The following is a 20,585-nucleotide window of genomic DNA, read 5'->3' as shown; positions in this document are numbered from 1 at the left end:
AAAGTTGATTAATAAGAAATTATCTCGAATTCGCTTCGCCTGTTCTGTTGATGCTCTTCTTCTGTACATTGTTGTTCTGGGCACGAAACAATTGGGTGTTTTTCACCATGACCCTCAAACTTTAAGCGTCTCGCATTGATATACGCTTCCAGTGCCAAATAGTTACGGGTAGCTTCTGCACGCCTTTCAGAAAGTACTTGATTGTAGCGCTCTGTTCCCCGAGTATCGGTATGTGCATTTATTTTTAGGCGAACATTGGGATACCGTTCTAGCTTTTCTGCTAGGGCATCCAAAACAAGTTTTGAATCTGCCCGGATGTTCCACATATCGAAGTCGAAATAGATCGGCTCTAGCTCAAAGAATAATCTTCCATCTTTTTCAACCACGGGAGGCCCATCGGTATCAGTTAACAATTCAAACCGTTCGGGATCTGCTTCCTTTAAATTTTCATCGATATTTTTTTCGGCAACTATTTCAGCAAGCGGATCGACAGGCTTTTTTTCGAGATATAGTACATGTTTTTGATCTTGCTTTTCTATCGCCATTACCGATAATTCATTTGGAAAATAGCCCTTGGCTGTAGCAGACAAAGTATAACGCCCAGGGATTATATTCACATTAAAGTTGGCGATGGAATCAAGTGTATTTTCATAGATAGAGGCCTTGTTCTTATCTACTAGCTGAACTGCAGCATCCGGCACATAACTTTTAGTGACAGCATCGCGTATTTCGAAAGTGTTTATGTACTCCCGTAAAAATATCTCCCCAATCTGTTTAAAATGAAAAATATCATCGTCAGTATTATCTCTATTAGAAGCAAAGAAGCCCGCTTCGGAAGTATGATAGTTTAGGTTGAAATCGTCATATGGTGAATTAATCGGTGCGCCTAGATTTATAGGAGTGGTGAATTCTTCTGAAACATGCTCTGAAACGAAAATATCTAGCATTCCTTGTCCAAGATGCCCATTCGAGGAAAAAAACAGGTTTCCTTTTTCTGAAACAAACGGAAAATGCTCACGATTTGGCGTATTAATAGTTGGCCCTAAATTTACCGGGGCGCTATAATCGTCCCCATCAGTTAGCGTGACATAGTAGATGTCGAAACTACCATACCCACCCTCCATGTCAGATGAAAAATATAGTTTCGTGCCGTCAGGGCTCAACGCGGGGTGCTGATAGGAATGGCCTGAGGTATTGAACGGTAATTTTTCAGGTTCTGACCAAGCTCCTTCATTCCAAACACTTTTATATAAATGGATATTATTGCTACCGCTATCATCAAATTCCTTTTTACCATCTTTCGTGTTGCTGCGAGAGATATAAATCGTTTTGCCATCGTTGCTAAAGCAAAAATTTCCTTCGTGTAGCTTCGAATTTATAGTTTCAGAAATAGGTTGCACAGCACTAATACTGTCGTTTTCTTCATTCCATACAATGGAATAAATATCCAAAAAGGGCTGATGGGTCCACTTGTATTTCTTCACGAACATGGCATCGCCTCTATCGGAAGTAAAGTACACCCTGTTATTCAATTTTACGGCGCCAAAATCCGCTGCATCCGAATTGAACCTAGCTTTTTTAATGGTATAGTCCGGATTCTTCAACTTAAACTCCTCGATAGTTTCGATGGCGGCTTGCGTATTGACGGTATCGCCCATTCCTTCTTTGTACAACTTCAAAAATGCTACAGACTTTTCATAGTCGCCTAAGGCAGCATACACATGATGTAATTTAAAATTGAACTCGTTATCGTAGGTCTTATCCGATTCTGCAAAGCGACCGTTTACCAACTGATAGAGATAAATCCTGGCCTTTTTATATTGGAAGGTGTTGTAATAGGAAATGGAAATATTCTCCAAATCCTTTTTATGCTGTTTGTCTGCTAATTCTTCCTCATAATATTTAGCAGCATTAATAAAGTCCCCTTTTTCAAAAAAGCGGTCAGCACGACTCCGATGTTGTCCAAATGATGAAAACGATACCGCTAGCAGACTGATTAAAAGTAAATGTTTCATCATATCAATAGAATCTTGGAGAAGAATAATTTTTGCTGAGACCCAATAGGTCGAAGGTATAGCCTAAGATAAATTCATGACTCCCATCATTAAAATCGTTGAGGGGGCTGATGTTGTAATCGTAAGCATAGCCAATTCTCAGATTGGGTGTAAGCTGAAACCCCGCTAGGGCAGAAACAGCATCTTGGTATCTATATGCTACACCAAACTCGAATCGATTGGCATAAAGCATGTTCATGGATATATCAAAGGATAAGGGTGCGCCAAATACTTCTTTTACAACAGCAGCAGGCTTCAATTTGAGTTTTTCATTTAAATCGAAAATATAACCTCCGATTAAAAACAGGTGAGGTTTGTTTTCATATAAAGCGCCATTGGCATCGGAACTAATGTCGTTGGGCAATAGGGTAGGTGCTGATAGTCCTATGTAGTAATTGGATTTAAATAAATAGGCACCGGTTCCGATACGAAGCACTGTTTTTTGGGTATTGGCAAAGAGTGGATCCGATGCAACATTGGTTTCAGAAAAATCGAAATTTAGATTATCCACGCCAGCCTTAATCCCGAAGGAAAGATTTAATGTTTCATTCAGTTTGATCTTATAGGCAAAGTCTACATTGAATACATTTTCAGAAATTACATCCCCAATTTGGTCGTTAAGGTAATTCACGCTTAGTTCTATACGCTCATTAAGTGGAATATGGGCAAAAACGTTTGCTGTTCGAGGCGCTCCTTCAATGCCAACCCATTGCGAACGGTATAAGGTTCCCACTTCAATTATACCAGGCTCGTTGATCATATACGCAGGGTTCACAATACTCATATTGTACATAAACTGCGTGTATTGTGGCTCTTGTTGGGCCATTGTAGTTAAACCACATAGCATGAGTAGCGCAAGTATTCTTGTTTTCATATACACTGTGATTTATCTACTTAAATAAAAATTATCTTGAAAGGGGTCGGTGATGCCATCTCTGGGGTCAAAAATGTAGAAATAGACACCTGCCGGCAATTCATCTCCAATCGTCAACGGTACATTTGAAAGGCCTATGAAAGGAGGGGTATTGATATTTCCAGTGAAAACCAATGTTCCATACCGGTTATAGATATTGATTTCATAATTCGGAAACAATATGGGAAAGGTACAAAGGTCAAGCGCATCATTTAGCCCATCTCCATTTGGAGAAACACCATCATTTATGCAGGGGTCGCATTCAGGATCGTTCAAGGGAAGTAATGCCACGGTAATACCAACCCTTTCCGATTCGCAACCATTGGAATCTACTGCTACGGCAAAATAATCTTCTCCATCTTCCAATAAGGTGTCGAATGGTAGAGCAGTTGAAGACTCAGCTGTATCGTACCAATAAACCGTGGACGCATTCCCTACTTCTAAGTCTGAAATTGTTGCAGCGTCGAGCAAGCAAAATGTTTGGTCTGAAACATCAGGGGGAGCGACTTCAATAACAGTAATGGTAATAAAAGCTGAAGAAATACCGCACGATGGATGTCCCTGTAATTGATATTCAAACATATAAACACCACCCGATAGTGTTGAAACATCTAAAATGGAACCCGAAAGTGCTCCGGTGCCATTGCTATCCAAGAAAGTGCCTCCCGCTTCAGCCGAAGAGCCCAAATAATCTGAAAGGTTTATCGATTCGTCGGAGACGCAAACAGTACCCTGTGTGTCTGGTCCCGCAACGGGTGCATCAAATATGGTAAGGGTAATTACGGCTTGATCGCCATCGCATAGTCCATTGGCAGGAACCGAATAAATATAATCTCCAGAAGTAGCGGAAATCGGATCAATTATAGCCGTCGAATTAGGGGAGGAGAAACCACCAGGACCTGTCCAAGTTCCGTTAGTATCAGGATCGCCATTTAGCAATTCGAACAAATTTATGGGGTCGTCGATATTACAAGCTTCGATAGTAATTCCGCTACCTGCGCTATACTTTTCGTATATGGTGAAGGTTAAATCTGCACTGTCATCGCAGTCGTTATCGGTAGTTGTACTATAGTTGAACGAAAACGTTTGCTGTCCGTTAATATCAGGAATGGTAAACGGATTGTTTATGGTATTCCCAGTGGTTAAATCGGTCCAAGTTCCTAAGGGACCCACATAAATAGGATCATCGATACCATTGGTATTTAGCAATGCTATTAGGTCGATAGGGCTGCTGATATCTGTTTCACAGAAAGCCAATTCGTCTGTATCTTCTCCCGCGTAGTTATAGGGGTGAATGATTATTGTAACTTGGGCTGTTTCACCTTGACAAGGAGCGGTTGGGTCTTGTGTGGATAGACAGCCTGAGGGTGGCTGATAAATTATTTCTGGTGAAGTAAGGTTAGCATCGCAGGTATATTCTGGCAATACCGTGTATTGAAAGACATAGGTTCCAGCATCCAAATTTGATAAGTCGGTTAAATCTATCGTGCCGGAAGTAGTATATTCCGGATCTTCGGTGATAGAACATAAATCCCCCGTATTTTCTACCAATCCAAGAGAGGATGGCCCTGAAACTAAGCTCCAATTTGTACAGGAGGGGTCGGGATAGTCGTAGAGTGTTCCATTTTCAGTGGTGAAAGTGAGGTAATCATAAAGATCGATAGTATCCAAGGTTTCGTCGCCGACACAGAACTCGGGTATAGCAACGTCCTGCTGAAAGGGTCGAATAGACTCAAAGAAGGTAAAACTTACGGTAGTTGTTGAACCAGGGCAGATTGTTGAGCGACTTTCAACAAAGTAGGTATAGTCGTAAACAGCACAGCCAAACCTTGGGTTTGTGGCGTAAAGTTCATCATAAACCGCTCCTAGATTAATTTGAGAGTCGCCAGGGTTACTTATCTGACCCGTCGGGTCTTCCTCATCAAGCCAAATTCCCTCTATGTCTTCATTAATTAAGAATAGATCATCACGCAGATCGACATCATCAAAGTCTCCAGCTATCAGTTCAGATTCACAAATATTTACAGTATTCCCAAAACCTGAAAAAACTTGCCTGACCACAGAAATTTTGATTCTAGTTTCGGCTTCAGGCGCGCAAGGATTGATTCCGGGTACACGATACACCAACTCGAAGGTCTCTTCATCTACCAAGGGAACCCCTGGCTGGTAGGGAACATCGGCAAAAAAGAAGCGATTGTCTTCAATACTAATAAAACTTGTACTTGATCCTTCATATTCCCATATTCCGTTTAAATGAGGGCTTGGAATAGATAACAGTGCTGTATATAAATCGACGGTAGCGAAAGAGCCACATGGGTCGATACCTACGTCGCAAATTTCGATATTGATGTCATTTGAACCTGTGGTTGGAACGGCGAGGCCCGAAAAGGGTCCTAAAATTACATTAAGCGATACGACAATGTCGTTCGCACAACCTGATGAAGGGTCTAGAAGTTGAAACTGATAATCGTCTATATTTTCCGAAGCGTTGTCTAAGTCCCATAAGTATAGGTCTCCAGTGGTTTCATCTAAAGCGAAATTAAAGTCAGGGTCGAACCAAGTTCCAGATGCTAGTGAGATGGGCGTAACGCCCGGAAGTGCATTGTATTCGTCGTATAGGTTGATTATTCCATCAGGGTTTCCATCCATATTTCCATCGATGACCGTCATATCACAAATAGAAATCGTCTCCAGTGTACCACACTGTGCGTTTGCCTTGGCGAAGCAAAAAAGAATGAAAACAAACACAAGGTAGTTAGTAATCCTCAATTTGTTTTTATTTGAAATCGTTAACAAATATAGAAAAGCAATTGAAGTGGGGGAGGATTTCTTTCAAAATTTATGACAACTCTTTTTAATGAAAATATAAATATCATTATAAGTGTTTGTAATTCAGAAAGTAATGCTTTTTATCTTAAAAAATTATTTTTAAAATGATTGACAATTTGGATTTGCGGTTCGATATAACTTTAAGTATTCAAACTGATTTATTGTTTGAAGGGTGTTTCAGAAGCAGCTTGAATTGTACGCTTTAGCGCAGCATTAATCTATAGCGATTCGCCAGTTGTTATTTAGGTTATACCGATTTTTACTTGTGCCAAGCAAAATTACGGGCAAAGAAACCGAGGCAAGAATTCCAGCAAATTTTAATCCCTCCCAAGCTTTTTTAGAACCCTCAAAAATCCAAATAAAGGGAGTGGCAATCAATCCTAAACCCGCTCCAATTCCAATATAGCCAAACGGCTCTAACCATTTCCTGTTATTGAATAAATCCTTCTTTATTAATTGAATTTCTGAAATCGTGATTTTGGACGTCTTATCAAAGTTTTCTTCAATGGTAATAGTGGAATCCTGAAGGGAAATGAATCGTCCTCTAATCTTATCGCCACTGTTTTTCTTTATTACTAAGTGGGTGAATTTTTCAATTTTTACAATTTTTCCTCGATTGCTATTTATAAGGGTCAATGGAGCATTCTGAGAAATGGATAGTAACGATAGCATTGAAAATATTACAGTTAGAAAGAGTTTATTAGCCATCAATTTCTGAAGGCCAAAAATTTCTTGGCAAGCGTAGGCTTTTATAGTATATGTTTTAACCATGGTAAAAGGTAAGATTATCTAGCATTCAAGATTTTTGAAAATAAACTTGAATATATAACGGATTAATCAGCGGCATAGGTCTAATAGGGCTTATTGCTTTCTAACTATAGTTGTTTTACCGCAGGGTTTTCACCATCGATTTTAAATCCTTTACCGAAATCTCATAGTTTGTATTGGGCATAATAAACCCTAGAATATCCCCATTTTCAGCATCAATAATATACTGTGTCCGATATATCTTGGAGCTCTTATATGGCATAGCTGAAAAAGAGCCGCTATTTGATGTAACTTGCCCCACAGGTTGTATTCTATAATATGCAAATTGTTGATCCTCTTCAATAATTGCTTTATCAATTTCGACCTTGTCGGTAATGCGGTATTCGAATGGGTAAATCTTATCCATGTTTTTTAGTGTTTTATCCGAAACATCATTTTTATCGACCAACAGGATCTTTTTTTCTAAAAGTTGCCTTGCGTTATCCTTGTATTTTGAAATCATTGCTTGGGATGCTCTTGCGTCTTTACTTGAATTCTCTCTCCCTTCGAGCGTCATTTCAGTGACTTGAATCAAAAATTTGAAATCAGCCTCCGATGGGAACTCTCTGTCCATTATAAAAAACACAGGTTTCTTCTTCCCAGCTAGGTTAAGCGTATAGTAATGACATGTTAGACTGCCGAGTAAATAAGCTGAGCTATTTTTTACACCTTTCTGTGTGGTTCTTTGAAAAAACGCATATTCATTCTTCTTGGAGGAATAGGAGTCGATTTCCTCATCTGAGACGAAAATCAATTCCTTCGAAAAGGTCCAGTTGTTTTCAAATGCACTTTTTATACTCCTATTATAGTCTTCTATTGCCTTTTTATATTCGGCAACCTCAGATTTATTTCCTTTTTTCTCTAACTTTTTTATAAGCTTATCGTCTGGAGTTTCAAGGACGACAACCAATGGTATTTCTTTGATTTTTTTAATGTCGGCGCTTTCGAGCATTCCAAATTGCGCAATCCCAGATTTAAAAGTTAGCACTAAGATAAATAGAAGTAGTATATTTCTTTTCATTTTTGAATTGGTTTTGGCGTTCAATTTAATAATTATTTTTAACGGATTTGTAGAACGTGCGTTACGCCGTTTTTCAATTTACAAATTATTCACATAAGGTAGGAGAGTGGTTTCTTTGTAATCTTATTCAACCGTTTGACCAAACAGACATTATGTATCGTTATACGTTGATGCCCACTGGTTTTCATTTCAGCAACTGTGTCAAATATACAATTCCAAACATCCATCCAATATAAAGTAGGGTATAGCCGAAGGAATAAAGCGCCGAGACACCCAAATCGCCCATTGTTTCTTTGGATTTACTGAAAACCAACTTTAATGCTCTAAAGAAAACCCAATACAACATAGCCAAAAGAATGAATACGGAAAACCAGAAGACTATTTCCAAGACCAACATCAATAACACCAGAAGAATAGACATTCCTATCCATAGGAGAATCGAGAGCATCAATCCTCCGATTCCATCATCTACGGAAATTTCGGGCGTATCGAAGTCGACTGCGGGATGGGTAAAATAATCACCCTCACTGTACCCTCTAAATTTAGGAAAATCATCTTTAAGTCCGAACCCTTTGAATAATCCATAGGTCATAAATAAAAATAATGCAGTGCCGATGATTGTCAGGGAGAGATCAAAATTATCCGTTATCGTTCTATTCTGGTTTATACCGGTGAAGTAAACTATAAGAACTGTAATTCCAATTACTAATAGAGAAACTAGAAAAACTGATTTCCCTCCGAGATATGGTTGTTTAACTTTTATTTTCATAATTGAGGTTCCGGTTACTGGCTTTGGGTGACGTTACGTACTCAATTTTTTTAAGTTAAGTAAATTTCAGATAGCGGAACGTTTGTACTTCATTCGAAATTTGTTCCGTCAGACGAAATGAACATTATGTGTTGTTAACGATATTTTTTAGCCCTTTCTAATAAGGCCTGTACTTGTACATCACCAAATCCATAGATATCTTCTCTTTTTGAGAATTCCTGGAAAATTTCACCAAAGTTCTCGGTTTGTAGTTCATCCATTATCTCTAAAAGAACTCTTGTCGGTCTGCCTGGATTATTTCCTTTGGGAATTCTATCAATCTGTGCTTTGATGGCTGGGGTTATGAAAGAAAACCTTTCTTTGATAGTATCCGCTGTAGCCATTAGATTTTTCCAATCCTTTTGTCTATAACAGATCCAAAGGTTCGCAATAGTATCTAACTCCCTAATCTCTTGCCTGTTTTCATATGCTAAGATCAACTCTGACCTACTCAAACCGCCAAAACCATATTGATTGTGTTTACTTGGCCGGACCAGGTAAATAGTTCCATTCGCTCTCTCTTGGGATAGGAGATATGCTACGAACCAGAAATTTACTTGACAAAACAAATCATCTTCGAACCAAAGGTTTATTTCAGCTCCGCTCTCAACATTTTGAATCTTTTGAAACTCGGTCCTGACCTTATTTTGATAGTTTTCTTTCGAATCACCGTAATTCTGAGAGATGAATTCAGCTCGATTTTTGAAGAAGGCGTCAAAATTATCTCCCTCGACGTTTCCTTCAACCAGGCATTCTCTTACAATAATCAATTCGCCATCAATTTCCTTTGGAAATTGTGCTTTTAAAGAATCGCCGTTAAGAATATGAATTTGCTTGCTCATTTATCAATATCAAAATAATTGCTAACGGTCAGTTATAACATCTTGCTAAACGGTTATGAAATGTATGTAAATTTTGAAAGATTTGTTTTAAAAACTTGAGAAATACAGGGTATGTACAGCATCAACCGAATAGTCTTTTTTGTTTTCTTCTATATGCGCTTGCAATTCTTCTAAAGTTTCAAATGTATGATAGGTAAAGTCGGAGGTTGTCTTTTCATAAAATACATCCAATCGTTTCGTTTTTTCGTTAAGGATTTGTTCGATAGGCTTGTATTTTCTTCGCTTATGAAATTCAAGGCTTTCTAGATGCAATTGTGCCGTTGGTTCCCTTTCAACGATATATCTTTCTGCCGGTAAGGGTTCAAATAAAACTGAATAATAGTCACCATCAAAAGAAACGGTTTTTATCGAATAATTCTTTTTTGTCATTTGAAAAATAGTGTTGGTTAGTTCTGAATAGGTGGTGCTTAAATAAAGTTCGTTCGTAATTTCAGAATCGGCATACACTATAAAATATTTCTTCAATGCTTCATTATATACAAACGATACCACGTTTTCTCTATCTTCATTATATTTGAAACTATCTTCTTTCGTAACCACTTTATAAGAGTACTTAATCGGTTTTGTTTGAGGTTTTAGTTTTACGACGAAGCCTTTGGTTGGAATAATTTCAATAAAACCGATCTCTTTGTTTTCAGTATTTAATTTCTCAATTACTTCATCAAAGAATTTCTTCGTATAAATTTCTGAGAAGAGCATGACATCTTTAAAATATACTTCTTCGTTTTGTTTCTTGTTGGTGTATACACAGGAATACTTATTGGGTAAGTTTTCAATGGTTTTATAGTTGCTCTTAGCCTCCTCTATATCCTTTTTGATTTTTATATATGTATACTCTTTTTCCTCTCGAATTTCATTTGGCATTTTATCTAAATTTTCTTTAGCCCTTTCTAAATCAGATTCAATACTCCAAAAGTCTTCGAATAGGAATGAAAAAGTAGTATCCAAGGTCAACATTTCCTCTATTTCTTGGATGCGGTTATCGAAAGCTTTTACCTCTTTAGAATTTAAGAGTCGATTTCTTTCTTTCTCAATGGCTGCATACTCTTTTTTTTGTGCTTCAACTCTTCTTGCCTCTATACGATCCTCTTTCTCTTTAATTTCAGCGAAAATCTTGGCTAATGCCTCCTTATGGTTATTAAAATTAAATTCTTGATATGCATTTTCAAATCCCTTTTCTACATAGTCTAAATAACTATCATTTATGTTTCCTAGTTTATCGCTTATATCAATGGAGAAAGAAAAGTAATTTTCATAGTATTTTTTCATATTTACGGCTTTCTCCCTGAATCTCTTTTTGTAATTGTTTACTCTTTCGGCATATTCACTTCCTGGAGAAAGACATATATCGGGTTGCGTGGAAAAAATTGTCAAATGCTGCCCGTACGTTTATTTTTTTTGAGTTGTAATCAATTGTTGTATACAGCGTTAACGTATAGGTATAATTAGATTTTTTTGTATTACAGAATTGTGCGGCAGATCCATATAGCTGATGGACTAAGGTGATATTTATATAATTGTTGTAACGACCGTTTTGTAAAGCTGAAATAGTAGAAACATCTAATTGATTTCCAATTTCGTACGATCTTTTAGTGATTTTTCTTTGTGCTATTAAATCGTAGGAGTCGTTTTCTTTTGTATACGTACTGCTGGTTATATTTTTGAAGTCACAGGCTGATATTTTTTCCTGTATAGTATTCAACAGTTTGATAGCGCTATTGTGTCCTTTTATAAAATGCGATTCTATATAAGTGCTTTGTGAATGAACAGAAAAGTTTAAAAGTATTAGTAAAATAAAGAGTAGGGGCTTCGATGTCATGATGGTTAGTTCTTCAAATTTTGAGCCCAATTTATAATAATCTTAACAGATTTACAAAGTGTAATTTTCTTAGATACGCTTTCGATCAATGCGAATAATAGTATAAAAACTAAAAAAGCAACCTTGGTTACAGGTATCTATTTATTGTCGGAATCGACGATTTTTCAACTTCTGATTAACTACGTTTCTTACTTTCTTTGTAGTTCCATTTTCAGCAAACTGTAACAGTATATTTCTAGTGATATCCTTGTGATTTAAAAGATGAATTTGAATGTTCACGCCTCCATTTCCCAATATGTTTTTGACTAACGTTTCGGAAATTCCGTTATCAGCTAGCGCCAAACGGTACGATTCTGAAAGCTCATCAACAACGCCTCTTTTTAAAATCATTCTTGGATCTTCGTAAATAGGTAGTGTTTGCATCAAACTCTCCAATTTTGAAACCAATGATAACCTGGATTTTACGGTATGAGTTAAAAATGGATTTTCCCAATCTGGATTAATGTCAAATGTGTAAGTATGTTGATCAAAGTTTTCAAGAAAGTTTAGAACCTTGACTACGTAGTGCCCATTTAAATCTCCTTCCGGTTTCCAATCTACATCTATAAGTTTTAATCTACTGGCGTTCTCTAACATGAGTAAACTGGAACCATCAAAGTAATCCTCAAAACCGGCGACGGGATCAACTTCATAAAATTGATTGTATTTCACGCGCCACCCGGCTTCTATTCTAAGAGGTTGTAGCTTCATGTAATAGTTCGGCTTAGTTGATTAATATCGAATAGCAGTAAAAGAATATGCAATAGAGTTTCAAAATATAGCAATTTCTATGATAACAAGTTACGCATATCTAATTCAAAGCTCTTTAATAGTGCGATCCACAACCATTTGAACTCCACTGAGCTTTGTTGTATTTTGCATTGGCCTTATGTGTTGCCTCTAGACTTTTCTCAATCGAATACATGGTCTTCATAGTCTTTCCACCATTTTTCAATATCGATTTTTGGTTTTCTGCAAATGTAAAGTGGAATGCCGTTTTCTTCACCTATAGCATATTTATGGGAAATTATTTTTACCAATTCCACTTCTTCAAAAACATGCTCTACAGATGGTCTTTCATTGCCTAAACTGATCCAAACGTCTGCGTCCTTGGTATCATAGCCCCAGTTCCAAAAACTACCGTGTCTGCTTATAGGGTTAGGTAAATCATATTGCCTGCCTAATATTTTGAGCGCACCCGCTTCACCATAATTCTCCGCCCACAAAACGCAGTTCTTTTTCTCTGCTGGGTCTAATGATTGATAAACACTATCTACCAGCCTTACCTGTTCTTCCCACCCAAACATATCTGCATAATCTCCTGTTAACGCTACGCGTCCGTCCTTTTCTTCCAAATTTTTATATTTCACATACTTCTCGATTGGAAGTATTGGTGTGGCTTCCGGGATATAATTTACAGAACCGGCCATGACACTAAAAGCAATTAGATAAATCCATATTGGTTTTTTGGATAACAAGCCTTCTATTTTGACTGATCCACTGGCAAAAAGGATAGGGTAGATTGCAAAAACATAGTAGGCCTTCGCGTTAAGAAGCCACATGGTAGAAAAGATTACGATCGATGCAACTCCAATTGCTCTGTATTTTTTTAGATACTTATCCGAGAGCAGTGCAACGAGGCCGAAAAGACTGATAATTAATGTAAGTGGGAAGTTCAATTGCTCCAATCCGAATTCGAATGGGTTGGCTTCATCGAGTTGCGTCTCATTTAGTGCCTGTAAATGTCTTATAATTGGAAAATCATTTTGTACTTGCCACACTATATTTGGTGTAAAAATCAATAATGAAATCAATGCAGAGAGGTATAGCCATTTGTTTTTGAACAGTTTTCCTTTTTGATAGAAGAACAACCCAATAAAAAGTCCGAACGCCCAAACCAGAATGGTATATTTATTCATCAAGGCAAAACCTATCGTTATACCTAAGAGGACTAAGAACTTATCGTTTTTGGAGTTAATGAATTTGATAATAAAGTAAAAACCGAGCGTCCAAAATAGTTGATCAAATGCTACGGGTTGAAATAAGGTATGGTTCCTATAAAACGGAAGAAATGCCAATACACAAATTCCAGCAAGAAATACGGCTTTCGACTTTCCACCCAACTCTTTCGCAATTAAACAACATAGTATGAGAATTGCTACACCTGCGAGCGTTGGAAAGAGTCTTACTCCCAATAGCGAATAATCAAAAACCCAAAATGTTAATTTCCCAATAGCAGCAATAAAGGGTGGAAATTCCATAAATCCCCAGGCCAAATGTTCACTAGCTGATAAATGTAGTAGCTCATCGCGATGAAAACCATAATTTCGGTTGCCCAATAATTGAATTATTAGCTTTACAAATGATAAAGTAAATATTATTATAATATATTTTCTCATTCGCATATCTAGCTTTCGGAGAACGGATTTGATAACACCTCCGTTTTGTGGTGTTGAAGTTACGTAATTTTCATTCAGGGTAGGTTGATAGTTTTATTAGTCCTTTCACTCACTTAACCTGCCCCACGATATTTGCGTTATATGTTATTATGGCTGGTTTGAATTAAAATTCATTAAATCAGTCTATCAGATAGTCAAATGAATTATATACGAAAGATGTGGCGTTAGGATTTTTTACAATTTTGAATCTTAAATTTTTGAACTCTGCACCTCTACGTCCTATTCCTCTTCTTTTTCTAATGTCCTCCAATCCATTCCAATTAGTAACAGTCAAATTAATTACCGCACATAATTCATCACCTTGAATATAGAAATCTAAGGATTCAACGCCATTCTTATTTTTATATCCCTTCAGCCAATAGGATAGTTCAGAAGTATCTATATTTTTCAGTTGTTCCGCGAGCTCAGCCTTGTATTTCTCCGATTCGGGATTTTCAATATCAAATATTGGGTTTTCGTTATTGCATACTGGCCTATCACAGGAATTCAATCCGAAAACTGAAATTATAAATACTAGAATGGCCAGATATTCTTTCATGCTATTTTTACGATACTAAGTTACCAAATGCACTATAACGAATTTCTATAACGCATGTTGCAAGGATTGTAAGTTACGGTTCTTTCAGTTTTGATGTTTTTCTTTTCGTTGAATTATTTTTCAGTAAACTAACCAATCCGGCACCGATGTAATGTTATACGTTGCTGGCTGCTTTAGCTTTGTCTAAATAGGAACCAATCATCGCTTTCTTGTAAATTTATTAAAGAAAAGTAAAAAAAGATATAAGTCATTGGGTAAATTGAAGTCATAAATATCATCGATAGGTATTATTATGCCAAACCATAGTAAATACAAATGAGCGCAAAGGTGTCAAAAAATCCGTGAACGAAAATAACAAACCATAAGTCGTATTTACGCAGGTAAAATATTAAGGCCAGGATTGCCCCAACTGTCCCTGAAACAATTTGTCCTGTTATTCCTTGATAACTATGCATAAATCCAAAAAAGGAGGCAAGTAGAACTATGTTGAGGACAAGGCTAACTTTGCTTTCTCCAAAGAATTTTACAAATTGCCTCATAAAATAACCACGAAATATAATTTCCTCTCCAAATCCTGCCGTAGCCCATACTAGTAATAAAGCAATTAGACAGGCTGCAAGATTTCCTTCCAATTGATCAAAACTTGAATAATCTATCGGAACTCCTGTGAGTTTTGTTATTCCTGGAACTAATACAAATACATATAAGGCAAAAAGTCCTAGGGCAAGTAATGGAGCAAGCACTAAGATGTTTTTAAATGTGAATTTTTCACGTTGAAACCCAAGTGCGGAAAATGGTTTCCCCTTATATTCTATATAATTCGCAATAAGGATGATTATAGTAATAACTATATTTTCTATGTATCCTATCCGAATGGGTCCAAACCATAGAAAGAAGATGATTGCTATGGTAATTAATGGGGTTACTGTTTGGCGTAAGATCATTTTGTTCATTTTTGTTTGACTTTAAATTCTAATCAAATGAATGAACAAAATCCTTTAAAATCCCTTTAAATACTTATGTTTTTGCTGAATGGTAGTAAATTCATACCTGAATGGTCGTGAGTTTGGAAATCATTTTATTGAAACCAAGTCCTAAATTCCTTTCTCTTATATCGACTAATAGTGATTCCCGCAATCACATCATTTTCAATCGAAGTTTTTAATCGAATACGTAACTTGCCATTTTCGATCTTTTCGATTTGGTCAATCGCATCCTTGTGAATAATAATTTGCCGATTAGCCCTAAAAAATAATTGATCGTTAATTTTTTCTTCGACCTCGTTTAATGTAAAGTCGGTAGAAATTGTTGCCCCGTCATTCTTAACCGCATATACAATTTTATTTTTGCTGTAAAAACATGCAATGTTTCCATAGGTAAGCATTGTTACTTTGGCACCAGTTTCAATAGTAAATTTAGCATCTTTTACTGATAGCTTGTATAAATTGTATATGTCCTGGGCATATGCTAAACTTATGAGAATAAAACTAAGCAGTAAGGTAATTAGCAAGCCAATTAATAAATAGTAGAATTCTGTATTTCCGCCGGCAATAATATTTAATACAATATTTAAGGGAATATACAGTATAGTAATATAACCTAGAGTGGAAGCCATATACCGGGCGATTGAGAAAATTTCTACCTTTCTAGAGAAATACTTTTTCCTGTAAAATTTAAAATTAAGTTCTGCTATGATTCCAATGAGTATACATAATAGGATAGTCGACAAAAAGCCTTCTATTGGGAATCTATACCGTTCGCTACCTGGAAAACTATCGCGTGTTGCTAAATGATTTACCACTATGGAGAAAACAACAAATAGAATTAATTTTTTTAACCAACGCCAAGTATTATTATTAGTAAATGTGTGTTTATCTTTCGTGACGGAACTCTTCATTGGTTGTTTTCTATTCATTAATCAGAGGTGCTTTTTTAACCAACCTATTTCAGGACGATGCGTTTTTTGAAATGTGCTACAACGGTAACGTTTAACGCCCTGTTGCGTTATATCACTTAGCAATTTATTGAATTTGTGGAGAATTTACCGAATGCGTGGTTGATTCCCAGCAGGAATCAACCAAAACAATGGGCGTTATACATTGTTGGCACCAGTACATTGTATCAGAAATATTGTGATAGGGTTTCTACCATTTCCTTATCATCAATTATTTCATGGTACCATACAGGCGGTTGGTAATCTGTCCAGTATCCGTCTTTCTTTTCAGTAATGATTTGTTTTTTTCTTGCATTCTCAATTACCTCAAGTGAGGCTTTGCTTGGTTTTTTGAGTAGTTCAACCGATTGAATCTTTTTGACATGAATTTTTACTTTTCCGTTCTCCTTTTCATCACTGTGATCTAAGTATAAGTCCAATGGTATTTTTTCAAAAACCACCATTTTCTTTGATAACTTATACTTTTCCGTTTCCGTTACGGAAATCTTTAGGATTTTACTTTTTTCATCAAATTCAGTTTTTTTCTGAGAATGTCGATTGTCGCTTATGTTTTCCAAGTACCAAAAATCAAAATCTCTACCATCGCTGGTCAGTAGATCCTTTGAAAGCTCAAAATCAAAATTATATGGAATCAAAACCTTGCTTCCGTTTCGTTGAATGCAAAATCCGTGAGTTCTGTATTTTAGTTCATATCCTCCCGACCCAAATGTAATAAATCCTTCCTTGGTCGTTCCGTCACTCATTGTCACCTTACAGACAGCCTGAATCGTTGGGGCTCCAAGGTCATAATCAATTGGTTTCCCTGATATAAAAAGAAGCAGAATGAGAGGGATTAGAGTTTTCATTTTCAATTTTTGTATTGGTGCCAACGATTTTTCATAACGCATGTTGCGCGACTGACAATTTACATACTTTTCATTTGTAGTAGGAGAGGAGTTGTTGCTGAGTGAATTCAATGAAATTGAATTCACTCGCGTTATGCGTCGTTTTACGTTGTTGTGTAGTATTTTAGTCAATCGAATATCAAACCAATATATTCTCAATCAGTCCAAATCATTTTGATTTCAGTTCCTTTTTTATAATCAGATAAATGATAAAAACTGAAATAACCAATAAACCCAAGTAAGAATATCCGAGTATCGATGTTTTGTTATCATCACTGCTAATTAAAAAAGGAAACAGCAATATGGAAAGAGTTCCTAAAACTCCAAATGTGGTTGCTAAAATTATTTTTCCGAAAAGAACTATTCTATTCATATCAAGTGAATTTTAATAATATCATTTTCAATTTCATCCTTTTTCTTCACTATTCAAAAAAGCTATCCACGTCAACAAACTTTAAACACAACGGTCTTGTATAACGTTCTATTGCATTGGTTTCAGTATACGCAATTTTCAATTAGAGTAGGAGAGTTTGCTTTCTGTAATCCTTTTCATCGCCTGACCATATCGACACAATAGGCGTTATACATTGTTGGCACACGTTTTATTATTTAGTTATATTAAATCCCTTTGTGTCTGTTAAAAATTTATATCCTAAGTGTTTTAAGTAGGTCGGTCCTTCTATTTAGAATATTGGTTTGGTTAATGATTTAATTTCAGTTGTGTCGGACCCTCCTAAGTTGACAAATTTTAGTTGAGTTTTCATTTAATTTTATATAGTGTTGCCATGCGTTCTTATTTTTTTATAATTTTTTTTGTTAAAACACTATTTCCTGAGTTATAAATATTTAAAAAATAGATTCCGGGTTTTAGATCCATAATATGAATCTTCCTAAAATTATTATTTTCAACAAATAGTTCCCCTTTTAATATCGTTTGCCCAATTATATTTGAAAGTGAAAATTGTAGATTCTCATCATTTAATTCGTAGTCGAATTTAATGTTTATTTCTTCGGATGCCGGGTTTGGAAAAACAATTATTTTATTGTTTTGAGTTATTAGTGTTTCCTGATTTGAAAGAGCTGATTGATCAACATAGAAAAGAGTATTTCCGATAGAGATATACCAATTGTTGTTAAAATAGTAGGGACTGCCTAAATAATTGTCAGATATTTGAAAAATATTGTTTTGAGAAAATAGATATCGCTTATCATTATTAATAAATATAACCTCTCCTAATTCATTTAATGCTTCTATTATACTATCAGTACCAAATGGGGCTACGGTTATTGTCTCTCCTGTAGGTTTTCTTAATTTTATTAATTCTTGACCTAAATTTCCTTTTGTTCTATAGGCTATATAACCATTGTTTATCTTAAAGTCTTCAGGCCAAAGAAATTGAGGGTGAGGTTCTCTAAGTTCGATTTCTTGGATACCGTCATTAAGTACAATCGAATAATTATTTTGATAATTTTTAACGTAAACAAAAATATTACCATCAGATTTCGCAAATTGATTAATAACTTCAACTGGATCTGTTGTTATGTTTTCTATACTCTCGTTGGTCTTTAAAAGAATATTACCATTGTTATAATACAATATATCTCCATTACTAAAAATTTTTTCTATTTCGTCATAACTATTTTGCCCATGAAAACCTTCTAGGAAATTGACATTGGTAGGGTTTGATATATCCTGAATAAAATAATGAGGCTGACATTGTTGTAAATATGTACCAGGATCTATTTCTATATATTCACAAACATATAAGCTGAATAACAAATTATTTTGTACAATAGAATTTTCATCTACTATTACAATATGATTTTCATTGTCGTAATCAGCAATGCCAGTATAACCTATCTCCGTTGTAATATTGCTATTTAAATTCCAAATAAAATTTCGTTTTCCATTTAAGGCTTCGGAATTCCCAGCTTTAATTATAGCTCCTTGAGCTATTAATTTAAAAGACTCATATCTATCTAATAAGGTTTGATTCGTTGGAAGAGGAATATCTGTTATTGTGCCTGTACTAATTTCTTCTTTAGCTACAGATTTTATTTCATACATATAGTCACCATACAAAGAACTCCAAAAATAATCTCTAGTTACAAAAAGTAGATTGCTCCCATCAAAATCCATTATCTCATTTTGGACGGAGTGTTCAATAGATAGACTATTACTTGTATCAACATAAATTTGTCTCCTAACCGATGTTGTTTGATTTCTAATGTCAGTAACTTTGAGAAGTAAGGTGACTTCTGTGTTTACAAAATCCGAAAGATCGAAAACTTCAGAAACCATAGTGTTGGAATCTTCTACTAATGAATAAACACTACCCCCTTGGTCAATTATATTAACATTGTAGGTTAACATAACAGGAAGATCCCCTTCTATATCGTTACCCTCATATTCAACTAATAATTCTGGTCTAGCAACACTATGATCTAAAGGCGACATAACATTTAATTCTGGTCTTGTATCATAAATAAATACAATGTCTTCAGAAGATGTATTATTTAAAAGATCTGTTGCGTTTATTTGTAAGCTATTTATACCTTGAGATAAATTTGAAAGACTAATAGTGCCATCAAAGAGGTTGTTTCCTTGAGAGTCAAGTTCAGTAATATCGCTATTTATACTAGCTTCTACTATTGAAATATCATATGTAGCATTGATGCTAACCTGAACGTATAAATCACCTGATACTACTTGGTTATTAGAAGGAGAAATGATGTTTATATTAATTTCTTGACCAAAACTATTGAGATTAAAAAAAAGAGCAAAAAACAGTACTAGATAAATTCTAATCATGATTATATAGTTTAATAACGTATAATGTGAGGCAACGATTTTGTATAGCGACCGGTTGCGTTGGCTTTCAATTTACGAATATTTCAGATAAAACTTTTTTTGTGTGAACTTGCGGGATTTTCAATACTTGTAACCCTCCTGTGGTATGCACAATGAACGTTGTTGGCAAACGTTATTTTACTTTTCCAAATACTTGGAAGGTATTTTCTCAGATTCAGATTCTATTGTCCATAAAAGGCTCACAATCCACCAGCGCTTTTGGTAGTAAGTCAATTGATAGCTGTTTATACCTCTTTCTTTCAATCCCTCAGAGTCCTCTCCATAAAAACTTTGAAAGACCTGCGCTATTCCATTATATTCCTCAATTGTTTTAGAGATTTCTTTTTCAAGATATCCATTTTCATAGTATGGATCCTTTAAAAGGATTAAAAAGTCATCAATAGATACAGTCTCAGCGCTGGAAGAATTGGCAACTGTTAATATTGCTGAAGGATGAAACAAATTTCTTATAGCCGTTGTATCCATTTTTTCACCTTTCTCAATTGTTATCTGATCAAGAAGTTCATCCACAATACCATCAATTGATGATAGCTTACTCTCTTGAGCAACGGTAACTGTAGTAAATAGGATTAAATAAAAAAGTATTTTAAGATGATTCATAGTTCTATAATGTCACGTCCTGAAATATGGCTACAGGTTAAAAATTGATTTACGCTGTTAATTTATATACCATTTCAGGTGTTTTA

General features: G+C 35.6%; 16 protein-coding genes. All 16 read right to left on the bottom strand.

Going from position 1 to position 20,585, the window contains the following annotated elements:
* Nucleotides 1-8 precede the first annotated feature (8 nt).
* On the bottom strand, nt 9-2,018 hold the full coding sequence (locus I4Q58_RS00080) for an OmpA family protein (RefSeq protein ID WP_203292485.1): 2,010 nt from the start codon (nt 2,016-2,018) through the stop codon (nt 9-11).
* Nucleotide 2,019: 1 nt separating this feature from the next.
* A complete protein-coding gene (locus I4Q58_RS00075) occupies nt 2,020-2,928 on the bottom strand; it encodes a PorP/SprF family type IX secretion system membrane protein (RefSeq protein WP_203292483.1) in 909 nt (302 codons plus the stop codon).
* 12 nt (nt 2,929-2,940) lie between these two features.
* Nucleotides 2,941-5,637, bottom strand: a complete 2,697-nt coding sequence (locus I4Q58_RS00070; protein WP_203292481.1) for a T9SS type B sorting domain-containing protein — start codon at nt 5,635-5,637, stop codon at nt 2,941-2,943.
* Nucleotides 5,638-6,009: 372 nt separating this feature from the next.
* On the bottom strand, nt 6,010-6,504 hold the full coding sequence (locus tag I4Q58_RS00065) for a hypothetical protein (RefSeq protein ID WP_203292479.1): 495 nt from the start codon (nt 6,502-6,504) through the stop codon (nt 6,010-6,012).
* A 178-nt stretch (nt 6,505-6,682) separates the two neighbouring features.
* Nucleotides 6,683-7,624 (bottom strand): hypothetical protein, encoded by a 942-nt coding sequence (locus tag I4Q58_RS00060; protein ID WP_203292477.1) that lies wholly within the window; start codon nt 7,622-7,624, stop codon nt 6,683-6,685.
* Nucleotides 7,625-7,808: 184 nt separating this feature from the next.
* A complete protein-coding gene (locus I4Q58_RS00055; RefSeq protein WP_236002772.1) occupies nt 7,809-8,393 on the bottom strand; it encodes a hypothetical protein in 585 nt (194 codons plus the stop codon).
* 134 nt (nt 8,394-8,527) lie between these two features.
* Nucleotides 8,528-9,274: a DUF1835 domain-containing protein gene (locus I4Q58_RS00050; protein ID WP_203292475.1), complete on the bottom strand. Its 747-nt coding sequence runs from the start codon at nt 9,272-9,274 to the stop codon at nt 8,528-8,530.
* Nucleotides 9,275-9,361: 87 nt separating this feature from the next.
* A complete protein-coding gene (locus I4Q58_RS00045) occupies nt 9,362-10,603 on the bottom strand; it encodes a hypothetical protein (RefSeq protein WP_203292473.1) in 1,242 nt (413 codons plus the stop codon).
* Between the two features lie 691 nt (nt 10,604-11,294).
* Nucleotides 11,295-11,903 carry a hypothetical protein gene (locus I4Q58_RS00040; protein WP_203292471.1) on the bottom strand — a complete coding sequence of 203 codons (609 nt, stop codon included), beginning with the start codon at nt 11,901-11,903 and terminating at the stop codon, nt 11,295-11,297.
* Between the two features lie 200 nt (nt 11,904-12,103).
* Nucleotides 12,104-13,591 (bottom strand): ArnT family glycosyltransferase, encoded by a 1,488-nt coding sequence (locus I4Q58_RS00035; protein ID WP_203292469.1) that lies wholly within the window; start codon nt 13,589-13,591, stop codon nt 12,104-12,106.
* A gap of 178 nt (nt 13,592-13,769) precedes the next feature.
* Nucleotides 13,770-14,189, bottom strand: coding sequence for a hypothetical protein (locus tag I4Q58_RS00030; RefSeq protein ID WP_203292467.1), 420 nt, complete (start codon nt 14,187-14,189; stop codon nt 13,770-13,772).
* Between the two features lie 290 nt (nt 14,190-14,479).
* Entirely contained in the window at nt 14,480-15,133 is a 654-nt protein-coding gene (locus tag I4Q58_RS00025) for a CPBP family intramembrane glutamic endopeptidase (protein WP_236002770.1), read from the bottom strand.
* 134 nt (nt 15,134-15,267) lie between these two features.
* Nucleotides 15,268-16,104, bottom strand: a complete 837-nt coding sequence (locus I4Q58_RS00020; protein ID WP_203292463.1) for a LytR/AlgR family response regulator transcription factor — start codon at nt 16,102-16,104, stop codon at nt 15,268-15,270.
* Nucleotides 16,105-16,310: 206 nt separating this feature from the next.
* A complete protein-coding gene (locus I4Q58_RS00015) occupies nt 16,311-17,030 on the bottom strand; it encodes a hypothetical protein (RefSeq protein WP_203292461.1) in 720 nt (239 codons plus the stop codon).
* Nucleotides 17,031-17,820: 790 nt separating this feature from the next.
* A complete protein-coding gene (locus I4Q58_RS00010) occupies nt 17,821-19,839 on the bottom strand; it encodes a T9SS type A sorting domain-containing protein (RefSeq protein WP_203292459.1) in 2,019 nt (672 codons plus the stop codon).
* A gap of 177 nt (nt 19,840-20,016) precedes the next feature.
* The gene (locus I4Q58_RS00005) at nt 20,017-20,499 is read right to left on the bottom strand and encodes a hypothetical protein (protein WP_203292457.1); all 483 of its coding nucleotides are present in this window, start codon (nt 20,497-20,499) and stop codon (nt 20,017-20,019) included.
* Nucleotides 20,500-20,585 lie beyond the last annotated feature (86 nt).

The sequence above is a fragment of the Luteirhabdus pelagi genome, from assembly GCF_016827595.1.
Lineage (GTDB): Bacteria > Bacteroidota > Bacteroidia > Flavobacteriales > Flavobacteriaceae > Luteirhabdus > Luteirhabdus pelagi.
This window is presented reverse-complemented; position numbering and strand designations above follow the sequence as displayed.